Source organism: Methyloligella sp. GL2, from assembly GCF_013341275.1.
Lineage (GTDB): Bacteria > Pseudomonadota > Alphaproteobacteria > Rhizobiales > Methyloligellaceae > Methyloligella.
Genome location: NZ_CP054476.1, coordinates 828,779 through 841,001, shown reverse-complemented (window position 1 = coordinate 841,001; position 12,223 = coordinate 828,779). Strand labels below are relative to the sequence as shown.

11 protein-coding genes and 1 riboswitch are annotated in these 12,223 nt (G+C 62.2%); of the genes, 4 read left to right on the top strand and 7 right to left on the bottom strand.

The genetic code is table 11. The features are described from left to right. Nucleotides 1-17 precede the first annotated feature (17 nt). The 5 genes from HT051_RS03940 to HT051_RS03920 all read right to left on the bottom strand — a co-directional run bounded on the left by HT051_RS03940 (nt 18) and on the right by HT051_RS03920 (nt 5,493). A complete protein-coding gene (locus tag HT051_RS03940) occupies nt 18-998 on the bottom strand; it encodes an extracellular solute-binding protein (protein ID WP_208454377.1) in 981 nt (326 codons plus the stop codon). A 146-nt stretch (nt 999-1,144) separates the two neighbouring features. Further along, nucleotides 1,145-1,936, bottom strand: a complete 792-nt coding sequence (locus HT051_RS03935) for an ABC transporter permease (RefSeq protein WP_174540824.1) — start codon at nt 1,934-1,936, stop codon at nt 1,145-1,147. After that, nucleotides 1,936-2,817: an ABC transporter permease gene (locus tag HT051_RS03930; RefSeq protein WP_174540823.1), complete on the bottom strand. Its 882-nt coding sequence runs from the start codon at nt 2,815-2,817 to the stop codon at nt 1,936-1,938. The genes HT051_RS03935 and HT051_RS03930 overlap by 1 nt, the downstream gene beginning before the upstream one ends. Continuing rightward, nucleotides 2,814-3,914 (bottom strand): ABC transporter ATP-binding protein, encoded by a 1,101-nt coding sequence (locus tag HT051_RS03925; RefSeq protein WP_246810168.1) that lies wholly within the window; start codon nt 3,912-3,914, stop codon nt 2,814-2,816. The genes HT051_RS03930 and HT051_RS03925 overlap by 4 nt, the downstream gene beginning before the upstream one ends. A gap of 91 nt (nt 3,915-4,005) precedes the next feature. Beyond that, nucleotides 4,006-5,493 (bottom strand): aldehyde dehydrogenase family protein, encoded by a 1,488-nt coding sequence (locus HT051_RS03920; RefSeq protein WP_174540821.1) that lies wholly within the window; start codon nt 5,491-5,493, stop codon nt 4,006-4,008. A 330-nt stretch (nt 5,494-5,823) separates the two neighbouring features. Here HT051_RS03920 and HT051_RS03915 point away from each other — a divergent pair, with 330 nt between their 5' ends. Next, complete coding sequence (locus HT051_RS03915; RefSeq protein WP_174540820.1) at nt 5,824-6,237, top strand: RidA family protein; 414 nt, start codon at nt 5,824-5,826, stop codon at nt 6,235-6,237. A gap of 9 nt (nt 6,238-6,246) precedes the next feature. Beyond that, nucleotides 6,247-6,927, top strand: a complete 681-nt coding sequence (locus HT051_RS03910) for a DUF1028 domain-containing protein (RefSeq protein ID WP_174540819.1) — start codon at nt 6,247-6,249, stop codon at nt 6,925-6,927. Nucleotides 6,928-6,950: 23 nt separating this feature from the next. Here the strand turns inward: HT051_RS03910 and HT051_RS03905 are convergent, their stop codons facing one another. Next, on the bottom strand, nt 6,951-7,853 hold the full coding sequence (locus HT051_RS03905) for a LysR family transcriptional regulator (protein WP_174540818.1): 903 nt from the start codon (nt 7,851-7,853) through the stop codon (nt 6,951-6,953). A 165-nt stretch (nt 7,854-8,018) separates the two neighbouring features. Next, nucleotides 8,019-9,386, bottom strand: coding sequence for an LLM class flavin-dependent oxidoreductase (locus HT051_RS03900; RefSeq protein WP_174540817.1), 1,368 nt, complete (start codon nt 9,384-9,386; stop codon nt 8,019-8,021). A gap of 261 nt (nt 9,387-9,647) precedes the next feature. Next, a riboswitch (glycine riboswitch) is annotated at nt 9,648-9,741 on the top strand. Nucleotides 9,742-9,892: 151 nt separating this feature from the next. Between HT051_RS03900 and HT051_RS03895 the strand changes: the two genes are divergently transcribed. Next, nucleotides 9,893-11,131 carry a D-amino acid dehydrogenase gene (locus tag HT051_RS03895; RefSeq protein ID WP_174540816.1) on the top strand — a complete coding sequence of 413 codons (1,239 nt, stop codon included), beginning with the start codon at nt 9,893-9,895 and terminating at the stop codon, nt 11,129-11,131. 178 nt (nt 11,132-11,309) lie between these two features. Next, a complete protein-coding gene (locus HT051_RS03890; RefSeq protein ID WP_174540815.1) occupies nt 11,310-12,194 on the top strand; it encodes a LysR substrate-binding domain-containing protein in 885 nt (294 codons plus the stop codon). Nucleotides 12,195-12,223 lie beyond the last annotated feature (29 nt).

The window sequence follows — 12,223 nt, the reverse complement described above, 5'->3', positions numbered from 1 at the left end:
GAGAAACCAGCAGCGCGCTACTGCATGACCTCGTTCCAGACCTTCGAAACCAGCTCCTGCGCCTCAGGCGAGCAGGCCTTCTGGAATTCCACCGGCACGTCGGGGAACAGCTCCGGCGCGGTCTCCGGCGTGTACTTCGCCTTCTCCTTGATGATCTCCACCGGCGAGGAATGGGCATAGAAGTTGTACTGGACCGTGGCATTCTCCGGCTCGCTCATGAAGTTGATGAACTTCTTGGCGTTCTCGACATTCTTCGAGCCCTTCGGCACGACCAGCGAATCCATCCAGCCGACCACGCCCTCTTTCGGGAAGGCATATTCGACATTGGCGCCGTCATTCATGCGGATCTTCAGGGAGTTTCCGTCCCACCAGGAGTGGGCGCCGACCTCGCCGCCGCCGATGCGGTTGCCGATATTGTCGGTGCTGTAAACCGCCACATAGGGCTTCTGCGCCAGGAGAAGATCGCGGACCTTCTTCATTTCCGCCTTGTCCTCGGTGCAGAACGGAACGCCGAGATAGAGCTGCGCCTCGCTGATGGTCTCGTCGCCGGACGAGGAGTCGGCGATCTTGCCCTGCAGCTCCTCCGGCGGCTCGAAGAACACCTTCCAGCTATCAACCGGGCCCTTATAAACGTCGCGGTTCACGGTGAAGCTGGTGGTGCCGTAGGCGAACGGGATCGAGTAGTCGTTCTCCTCGTCCCACCACTGATGCTTCCACTTGTCGTCGACCTGCTTGAAGGCAGGCATGTCCTTGGCGTCGATATCTTCCAGAAGACCTTCGTCAACCATGATCTTCACGAAGTGCTGCGAGGGCATCACCAGGTCATAGCCGCTGGCACCGGCCTGCAATTTGGTCAGCGCATCTTCGTTCGAGGTATAGCTGTCGGTGTTGATCTTGATGCCGGTCTCTTTCTCGAATTTCTCGATAAGTTCGGGAGAAATCGAGTCCGCCCAGGCATAGATGTTGAGGGTCTCGGCGGCCTCCGCAAAGGAGGTCATCGCGAGGAAAGTCGCGCCTGCTAATAGTGTGGATCTTAAGATCATCTTGTCTACTCCAAGTTCGGTCCGCCGTTCAGTATGGCGGGCCAAAACCAGGGGTAAATTTGATAAATTCTATGCGCTGATAAGGGTTCTCTGATGTAACCCTAGGAGCGCCGCTGCAGGGCCAATGCGATGGACGCCAAGACCAGCGAAACCAGGATGATCAGCGTGGAGATCGCGTTCAGCTCCGGACTGACGCCGCTGCGGATCAGCGAGAAAATGTAGACCGGCAAGGTGGTAGCACCGCCGGCATTCAGCATCACCGAGGTGATAAAGTCGTCCATCGAGATGACGAAGGCCAGCATGGCACCGGCAAAGACGCCGGGCGCGATGGTCGGCAGGGTCACTTTGCGGAACGTCGTCCACGGACCGGCATAAAGATCCTGCGCCGCCTCCTCCAGATCGAGCGTCATGCCTTGCAGCCGAGCGCGGATCGGCAGGAACGCGAACGGAATGCAGAACGTGGTGTGGGCGATGATCAGCTTGGTCACGCCTTGCTGCAGACCGATATTGGAGAACAGCAGCAGCACCGCGACGGCGAGCACCACCTCCGGCAGGAACAGCGGCAGATTGACGATCGTCTCGGAGGTCTTGCGGAACTTCACGCCCTTGCCGCGCACCAGCACCAAGGCCGCCATCAGAGCGACAGTAGTGGCGACCAGGCTCGCCACGGTGGCGACGGTCAGCGAGGTCTTCACCGCATCCAGCAGCGCATCGTTCTGAAGCGCGCTTTCGTACCAGCGCATGGAGAAGCCGCCCCAGATCGAGGCAAGCTTGCTGGCATTGAACGAGAAGAACACCACCACCGCGATAGGCAGATAGAGATAGAAGAAGAACAGCACGACGAAGAGGCCGAGGCCGGGATAGCGTTTCACATCGGTTTTCGCGCCGCCCATCACGCCGTCTCCGCTTGCTTGCGCGCCGCGCGTAGCGCGTTGAGGATCATCACCGCCATCACCAGCCCCATCATCACCACCGCGACCGCGGCACCGAACGGCCAATTGCGGTCCATGCCGAACTGGTTGAGGATCAGATTGCCCATCATCATCTTCTTGCCGCCGCCGAGCAGCATCGGCTCGATCACCGCGCCGAGAGAGGGGATGAACACCAGTACCGCGCCGGCCACCATGCCGGGCTTGCACAGCGGCGCGATCACCCGGAACAGGGTCTTCCAGCGGCCGCCGTAAAGATCGTGCGAGGCCTCGATCAGGGCCGGGTCCAGCTTCTCGATCGAGGCATAGACCGGCAGGATCATCAGCGGCACATAGCTATAGACCAGCCCCACCAGCATGGCGCCGTTGTTGAACAGGAGGCTGCCCAGATTGTCGACGATGCCGAGCTTGGACAGAGTGCCGTCGATGACGCCGTTCTTGCCCAGGATGATCAGCCAGGCATAGACGCGGACGATCATCGAGACCCAGAACGGCAGGGTCACCAGATAAAGCAGGATGACCTTCAGCTGCCCTTGCCGCTGGGCGATGAAATAGGCCGCCGGAAAGCTGATCAGCAGGCAGATCGCCGTGGTCGTCGCCGCCAGCAAAATGGTGCGGCCGATGATCAGCAGATATTGCGGATTGAACTCCAGCTCGTCGGTCCAGCCGACGGAGAACAGTAGCCGTTGATAGGACTCCAGCGAGAAGATGTAGTCGAACCCACCATAGGCGCCGCGGGTGGAAAAGCTGACCACGACGATGATCCCAATCGGAATGATCATCGTCAGCAGCATGATCAGCTGCGCCGGCAGCAGGCCCCAGAAATTGAAGCCCGGCCGTTTCATTCGCCCAGCACCCTCGCCGAGGCGGGATCGAAGCCGAGACTCACGGTCTCGCCGACCTCGTAGCCCATCGTATCGTTACGGTCGTTGGCGCTGGTGACGAGCACATCGGTCTCGCCCACCCGCACGACATATTGGCTGTGGGTGCCGAGATAATTCTGCTGGATGATCTCGCCTTCCATGGTGGCCGCGGCGCCCCGGTCACCGATGGTGATCTTTTCCGGACGCAGCGACAGCATCGCCCGGGTCTTGGGCTGTGCCGCCTTCTGCCGGGCCTCGATATCGAAGCCGAACGGCGTGCGCACCTTCGCCTTGTCGCCGGCGACGCTCAGCACGTTGACCGCCAGGAAATTGCTCTCGCCGATGAAGTCGGCGACGAAGCGGTTGGCCGGATCTTCGTAGATCTCACGCGGCGTTCCGAGCTGCTGCACCTGGCCATCGCCCAGCACGCAGATGCGATCGGACATATCCATCGCCTCCTGCTGGTCGTGGGTGACGAAGATGAAGGTGATGCCGGTCTGCCGCTGCAGCGCCTGCAGCTCGTTGCGCATCGCCTGGCGCAGCTTCAGATCGAGCGCCGAGAGCGGCTCGTCGAGAAGCAACACCTCCGGCTCCGGCGCGAGTGCCCGGGCCAGCGCGATACGCTGCCGCTGACCGCCGGAAAGCTGCGTGGGCTTGCGCAGGCGGAACTCCTGCATATGCACCATCTGCAGCATCTGCCAGACGCGTTCGCGCTGCCGCTCCTTATCCCAGCCGAGATTCTGCAGCCCGAAGCCGATATTCTCTTCCAGCGTCATATGCGGGAACAGCGCATAGCTCTGGAACACCGTGTTCACCCGCCGCTTATGGGGCGGCAGAGAGTCGATATTCTTGCCCTTAAGGGCGATATCGCCGCCGGTCGGCCGCTCGAACCCGGCGATCATCCGCAGCAAGGTGGTCTTACCGCAGCCGCTCGGTCCCAGCAGCGTGAAGAACTCGTTGTCGTAGATGTCGAAGCTGACGGTCTTCAGCGCCTCGAAACTGCCGAAGCGCTTCGATACCGCCTTTATCTCGACCGACTTGCCGCGATCCGCCGTCTTGTCCGCAAGCGTCCCGCTCATGCCGCCGCTCCGAAGATGCGACGGCCAGAGACGAACGTGCAAAGAACTGCGGACATGCGCTGCGCCATCCGGCCGATCTCCCGCGACACGATCAAGATTGGCCGCCGGCCGCGCCGTACCAGCCGATCCCCGCATCCAGCAGCCAGCGGGTCTTCTGTTTCGGCTCCAGATAGCTCTGCAGGCCCCAGCGGCCGAGCTCGCGGCCCATGCCGCTCTTCTTCACCCCGCCCCAAGGCGCCTGGATCACCACAAGCTGGTTGCAGTTCAGCCAGGTGATGCCGGCATCGAGCTTGTCGGCCACGCGCTCCACCCGGTCGTTGTCGCCGGAGAGCACCGCGCCGGCCAGGCCATACTCGCTGGCATTGGCAAGCTCGACCGCCTCCTCTTCGGTCTCGAAGCGCATCACGCTCAACACCGGACCGAAGATCTCTTCCTTCCAGATGCGCATCGCCGGATGCACATCGGTGAAGATGGTCGGCGCAACGAAATAGCCGGAATTCAGCCCGGCGGGACGCTTACCGCCAGCGAATAGCGTGGCACCGCCGGTGAGCCCGGCATCGATATAGTCGGAGACCTTGTCGAACTGCGCCTGGTTGACCAGCGGCCCCATCTGGACGCCCTCGCTTAGGCCATCGCCGACCTTGATGGTCTCGGCATAGGCCTTGACCTTCTCAAGCAGCGCATCGGCGCATTTGTTCTGCACCAGGAGCCGCGAGGTCGACGTGCAGACCTGCCCCTGATTGACGAAAGCGCCGAACGCCACCCACTCGGCCGCCTTGTCGATATCGACATCGTCGAACACGATCACCGGGCTCTTGCCGCCCAGCTCCAGACTGACCCGCTTCAGGTCCTGCGCCGCGATCTCCATGATGCGGCGGCCCGTCTTGGTGCTGCCGGTGAAGGAGATCTTGTCGACATCAGGATGGGCGACCAGCGGCTCGCCGACAGCGGGGCCGGTGCCCAGAACGATGTTGAGCACGCCGGCCGGAAGTCCGGCCTCGATCGCCAGCTCTCCGAGCATCAGCGCGGTGAGCGAGGTGTATTCCGACGGTTTCACCACGCAGGTGCAGCCCGCCGCAATCGCCGGCGCCACCTTCCAGGTGAACTGCTCGATCGGATAATTCCACGGGGTGATCATGGCGATCACGCCGATCGGCCGGTAAGCCACCGTGGTCTTCAGGAACTCAACCGGCAGCGCGACCTCTTCCTCGCCCTGCTTGTCGAGATCCTCGGCCATGCCGGCATACATCTCGTAGATCTGCGCCGCCGTATCGACGTCGTAGAGCGCCTCGGCCAGCGGCTTGCCGTTATCCATGGTCTCGTATTTGGCGAGCTCTTCGCGGTTCTCTTTGATGCCGCTGGCAAGCTTGCGCAGGATCGCGCCGCGCTCGGCGCCGCTGCTGAATTTCCAGTCCTGATCGAAGGTCTTGCGCGCAGCATTGACCGCGCGGCTCACATCGTCGGCCGTCGCCTCCGGCAATTCGGCGAACACCTCTTCGGTTGCCGGATTGATGCAAGCGATCTTGCCGGTTCCGGATCCGTCGACCCATTGATTGTTGATCAGCAGCTTTCTAGACACTGCAGCGCAAGCTCCATTTCAGCCAATTACCGTCATTTTTCTGCGCCGAAGGCTAAGCGGTAAGTATCTGGAGATAAATGAGATTGGGGCTTTACCTTGCATAGGGGATGTCTATGCACATAGCCGCCATGCAAAGAATTCCATCACATGGCTGCCCTCTGCATAGGCATCGTGTCTTCAAGGAATACAAAAAACGAATTTTCGCGGGCCCGGCGATGCCTCTAGCTTCGGCAGTATCGCTGGACGTGCCGGCCGCAACGAGACCTCTCGCCGCCGCCGCGTGCCCGACCGGCCGATCTCGATACCGACGAAGCATGTGAAAGCAGGGCAATGGCTCACGTAAGACTGCGAAAGTTCAATACCAAGGACACCTATCCCGAGCAGAATCTGGACAACGATCTGAGCCAGGGGGTTGTCGCCCGCGGCACCACCGTGTTCTTGCGCGGCCAGGTCGCCCAGGATCTGGATACGCGCGAATCTCTCCATATCGGCGATGCCGGCCTGCAGACCCGCAAGGCTATGGAGAACATCAAAATGCTGCTTGAAGAAGCCGGCAGCAGCCTCGACCATGTCTGCCGTATCGTCGTCTATCTCACCGACATCCGTTACCGCGAGGACGTCTATCGCGAGATGGGCCAGTGGCTGAAGGGCGTCTATCCCTGCTCCACCGGCATTGTCGTCGATTCTCTGGCGCGCCCCGAATGGATGGTCGAAATCGAAGCCACCGCCGTAATTCCAGACTGAAGACGAGTCATGACCTTTTCCATTGCCGGACGCTGCGCACAAACCGGAATGCTGGGGGTGGCGATCACCACCTCCTCCATCTGCGTCGGCGCGCGTTGCCCCTGGGTTCGTGCCGGCGTCGGTGCCGTCGCCACCCAGAACATCACCCTGCCCTCCATCGGCCCCGACGTGCTGGACACCATCGCCGACGGCAAGACCGCTCAGGAGGCGCTAGACATCGTCATGGCGCGCCCGCTCTATGCCGATTACCGTCAGGTGACCGTCATCGACAATAAGGGCCGCACCGCGCATTTCTCCGGCGACAAGACTCTCGGAACACACCGAGCCGTGCCCGGCGAAAACTGCATCGCCGCCGGCAATCTGCTGAAGTCGGAGGATCTGCCTGCCACCATGGTCGCCTCGTTCGAGGCCGAGCCCGAACGGCATATCGCCGAACGGCTGCTCAAGGCCTTGGAAGAAGGGCTCTACACCGCCGGCGGCGAGCAAGGCCCGGTGCATTCCGCCTCGCTCCTCGTGGCCGACCGCTATAACTGGCCGCTGGTCGATCTTCGCGTCGACTGGAACGAGGAGGATCCCATCGCGGAGCTGCGCAAGCTCTGGGATTCCTACAAGCCGGAGATGGCCGACTACATCACCCGGGCCATCGATCCCGCCTCGGCCCCCGCCTATGGCGTTCCCGGCGATCCGTAGGCCGATCGGCACAGGTTCGAAATTCAGAGCGCTCTGGAGATGGCGCGGCAGGTTTCCTGCAAAATCGCCACCGCCTTGGTGGTGGTGAAGGTGGGCATGCGCACCAGACAGACCGAGGTGTTCGGCACCGGCTTCTTCACCGGCACATGCACCAGAGGCAGCCCGTCATAGGTCATTTGCGAGCGGGGCTTGGTGACTAGGATCGAATAGCCGAGCCCCCGCCCGACCAGGCCGCGGATCACCTCGAAAGACGGCGAGCGGAAATAGATGTTCGGCTTCAGATCCGCCGCCGCCAGCACCTGCAGGAAATATTCCCGCCCCGGCTTGGTATCGAGAAGGATCAGCGGCTCCTCGGCGATCTCGGCCAGGTCGATCTCCTTCCGCCCCGCCATGCGATGCCCGGCGGAAAGCAGCACATGAGGCTCCAGCGTCTGCAGCGTCACCCGCTTCACGTTGTCGGGCAGGCAGGTGTCGTAGAAGATGCCGGCATCGATCTCGCCGGCTTCCATCTTCGGCAGGATATCGTCCTCGGTGCCCTCGACAAATTCCAGCTCGATACGCGGATAATCCTTGCGGAAGGTCTCGATCACCGCGGGCATGAAAGTCGGTGCCAAGGTCGGGTAGCAGCCGATCTTCAGATTGCCCACCGGCTCTTCGGCTTCCGAGCGGCCGAGATCCTCGAACTCGTCCGCCTGGCGCAAAAGCGCCCGGGCGAGAGGCAGTAGCCGCAAGCCCGTCGGCGTCAGCGAAACCCCTTGCGCATGATGGCGGACGAAAAGGCTCACCCCAAGCGTCGCTTCCATCTTCAGAAGCGCCGAAGAGATCGACGGCTGGGTGAGATTTTCGCGCTTGGCGGCATCGGCGACGCTACCGGTTTCCGCGGCGGCTTTGAAATAAGCCAGCTGCTTCAAGGTGATATTGGCCAAAGACGACTTCTCCAATCCTGCCCATCCGGCATTACACGAAGTCTATCTTGTAGCGCGGCAGCATTTATTTTTCTGATGCGACCGATCGCCCGCGCAAACGAGATGCCCGGAAACGCGCCGATTTAGTCGCGCTTCCGGGACGATTTGGCGCGGAGTTGAAGCCGGTCAGGACGCCTTGGCAGTGCGCTTTTCCGTCCCGGCGGCATAGCGGTTCGCCGGCCGGGTCAGGCCGAGATTGTCGCGCAACGTGCCCTCGACATAGTCCATCTTGTAGATGCCGCGCCGCTGCAGCTCGGGCACCACCTGGTCGACGAAATCTTCCAGCGTGCCCGGCAGCACCGGGAAGGGAATCATGAAGCCGTCGCAGGCCTCCTCCTCCAGCCACTGCTCCATGTGATCGGCCACCTGCTTGGCGGAGCCGCAGAACGTCGCCTTGGCGCGGTTATAGCGGCCGGCGATCTGGCGCAAGGTCAGCCCCTCTTTGATCAGCCCGACGATCTCGTCGAAATAGGTCTTGTGGAAGTTGGAGACCGAGGGCACCCGCTCCGCCGGCACCGGCTCGTCCAGCGGCAGGTCGGAAAGATCCGTCTCCAGGTCGCGGCCGAGCTGCGCCACGAAGACATCCGGATGGATCAACTCCTGCCAGGAGGCGAGCGTCTTGCGCGCATCCTCCTCCGTCTCGCCGACCACGACGGTGATGCCGGACAGGATCTTCAGCTCATCCGGCGAGCGGCCGAACTTCGCCATGCGGCCCTTCAGGTCGCGAGAGAACTCCTTGGCCAGATCCAGCGAGGCCGCCGAGCCGAACACCACCTCGGCGGTCCGCGCCGCCAGCTCCTTGCCGGTCTCCGACGAACCCGCCTGCAAGATCACGGGATAACCTTGCGGCGGACGCGACAAGTTCAGCCCGCCATTCACTTTGTAGAAGTCACCCTCGTGCTTGAGAGCATGAAACTTCTCCGGCACGAAGGCGCGCACAGTCTCCGTGTCGTAGATGAAGGCATCGTCTTCCCAGGTATCCCAAAGCCCGGTCACCACATCGACGAACTCTTCGGCCCGCGCATAGCGCTCGCCATGGGGCGGCAGATTGTCGAGCCCGTAATTGCGTGCCGCATAATCGTTCGCCGTGGTGACGACGTTCCAGCCGGCGCGGCCGTTGGAGATATGATCCAGCGTCGCGAACTGGCGCGCCACGGTGTAGGGCTCCGCAAAGCTAGTGGAGACCGTCGCGCCGAGACCGATATGCTTAGTCGCCCCGGCCACCGCCGTCTGCAGCAGCAGCGGGTCGAACACATTCATGAAGGCCGGATCCGGCGAGCGGCTCCACGCCTTCAGATCGTCGGTTCGCGCCGCCGGCGTATCGGCGATGAAGAACAGGTCCAGCTTCCCCCGCTCGCAGAGCTGGGCCATGCGCTGATAATAGCCGATATCGTTGGAAGCGTTGCCCTGCGCACCGGGCACGAGCCACGACGCGTCATGCGCGCCGTTCGGATAAATCAAAGCCCCAACGACGATCTGCTTCTTGTCAGCCATGTTCTGCCTTGCCGGAAATGCGTTTGATGATGGGGTTATGCAAACCCCTATGCCCGGCCCGGGTAAAATAGAAAAATCCTGGTCACAGGCTTGATGCCGTCTAACCAGCCGCACGGCGGAGACGCCAAAATGCGATGGGCGCGAAGGCGACGTCTTTGGTTGCAAACACGACGTCGATGCAACGATCTGTCACAAGTCATGTCGCTTCCCGCCATAGCCAAGTCTTTCGCCCGCCTCTAAGACTCGATGCGCTTGTCCCGAAAGGGTCATGCGGGAGAGATCGATGCCGGATGTGCATCGGCGCCGACGGAGCAACCCCCCGGAAACTCTCAGGCAAAAGGACCGTATGGCTGGACAATCTGGAGAGAGGCGCATGCGCCCACCGAAGGGGATACCTGTCGCGCTTTGGTGGCGGCAGGGCAAACTCTCAGGTACCAGGACAGATGGGGATCATCGAACCGGAGGTCGGTTCGATCCGATCAACGCTTCTCTCGGGAGGTCCCCGCTTGGCTCATATTGCGATTGTTGGTGCCGGAATCACCGGCGTAACCTCGGCCTACGCTCTGCTGGAGCAGGGCCATGACGTCACCGTCTTCGAGCGCCACTCCTTAGCGGCGATGGAGACGTCTTACGCCAATGGCGGCCAGCTCTCGGCCAGCAATGCCGAGGTCTGGAACCATGTCTCCAACGTGCTGAAATGGCCCAAATCGCTGTTCCAGCCCGCGGCCCCGCTGCTGCTCAATCTGAAGCCGAGCTGGCATAAATATAGCTGGCTCGCCGAGTTCCTGGCCCAGATCCCCAACTACCGCAAGAACACCGTCTCCACGGTGCAGCTGGCGGTGCGCTCGCGCGAGGCGCTGATGGATATCGCCGCGCGCGAGAATATCGATTTCGATCTGGAGAAGCGCGGCATCCTGCACATCTACGAGGACAAGAAATCCTTCGCCCATGCCGAGAAGGTCAATGCGATGCTGAAGGAAGGCGGGCTGGAACGCCGCCCGGTGACGCCGCAGGAGATCGCCTCCATCGAACCGGCGCTGCACGGCGAATTCTATGGCGGCTTCTACACCGCTTCGGACGCCTCCGGCGACATCCATATGTTTAGCCGCGGTCTCGCCGAGGTCTGCCGCGACAAGGGCGCGACCTTCCACTACGACACCGAGATTCATCGCATCGATGCCGAGGCGAACGGCGTCTCCCTCGCCTGGACGCCGGGAGAGACGGCGCAGAACCACGGCGCGTGCGAGATCACCAACGCCGATGCGGTGGTAATCTGCGCCGGCGTCGCCAGCCGCCGCTTCGCCGCCATGCTCGGCGACCGGCTGAATATCTACCCCGTCAAAGGCTACTCCATCACCGTCGACCTGGAGGACGAGAACAGCCGGAAGGGCGCCCCCTGGGTCAGCCTACTCGACGATGCCGCGAAGATCGTCTCCAGCCGCTTCGGCGACAACCGCCTCCGCATCGCCGGCACGGCGGAGTTCAACGGCTTCAACCGCGATATCCGTGAGGACCGCATCGCGCCGCTGACCGCCTGGTCGCGCAAGCGCTTCCCCGACATCCGCCATGAGAGCGTCGTGCCCTGGGCGGGCTTGCGCCCGATGATGCCCGATATGCTGCCACGGGTCGGGCCCGGCAAGAAACCGCGCGTCTTCTACAATACCGGCCACGGCCATCTCGGCTGGACCTTGTCCGGCGGCACTGCGGAGATCCTGGCCGCCTGCGTCGGCACCCAGCTCTCCTGACAGGAGTCTGAAAGCGACACCGCCCGTTTCAAAAACGACCTTTCTCATCTGCATAAACGTGATTGACCAACTACCGGATTTTCAACAAAATCCGTCGATTGATCCATGACGTTCAAGCGCTATAATGAGAAACGAAATTCATCGCTTGAGCGCCAGCCAAAAACCGGCGCGGGGGAGCATGCACCGTATTCCATCCATTCAGGCCCTCCGTGCCGTCGAGGCTTTCGCCCGCCACGGCACGGTCTGGCAGGCCGCCGACGAGCTGAACCTCACCCGCAGCGCGGTGAGCCATCAGCTTCGTCTGCTGGAGCGCGATCTCGGCTTCACCATTTTCACCCGCAACGGCACCCGGGCGGAGCTCACCTTGCGCGGCCGTGCCTACGCCGCTGATGTGCGCAAAGCCCTCGACATGGTCTCCGCCTCGGCATCGCGCAATGCCTCGCGCGGGGTCAGCGGCAGCATCAGTCTCAGCTGCCCGCCGGGCCTCGCCAGCAGCTGGCTCTGCCTTTCCATCGAGAAATTCGTCGAGCGCTATCCGGAGATTTCGCTCTCTATCTCCACCCCCCGCAGGCTGGACGACACCAGCAATCCGGAGATCGATCTGTTCATCGCTTTCGGCCGCAACTTCGAGGGCGATATCGATGTCGAACTGTTGAAAGCAGCACGCTTCACCCCCGTCTGCAGCCCTGCCTATCTCAACCGCCATGAGGGGTTCGGCGACCCGCGTAGCCTGAGCCGCGCCACCTTGCTGCATATCGACAGCTATCACGATTGGGAAAATTGGGTGCGCGAGGTCGGCCTTCCCGTGGAGACCGCACGTCACGGCATCCGCTGCTCCGACGTGAACCTGGTCTATGCCGCGACGCGCGCCTCGCAAGGCATCGCCATCGGCGACGAGTTCGTCTGCCGCGACGCCATGGAGAAGGGCCAGCTTGTCCGCCCCTTCGACGTCTCGATCCCGCAGCTGGACGGCTATTACCTCGCCACGCCGCGAAAGAGCCTCGGCAACCCCACGGTCGAAGCCTTCCGCGACTGGCTGAAGGACGAGATCAACAAAGTCTGAGCCGCACGCAGCGCAATTCCCACCCGCTT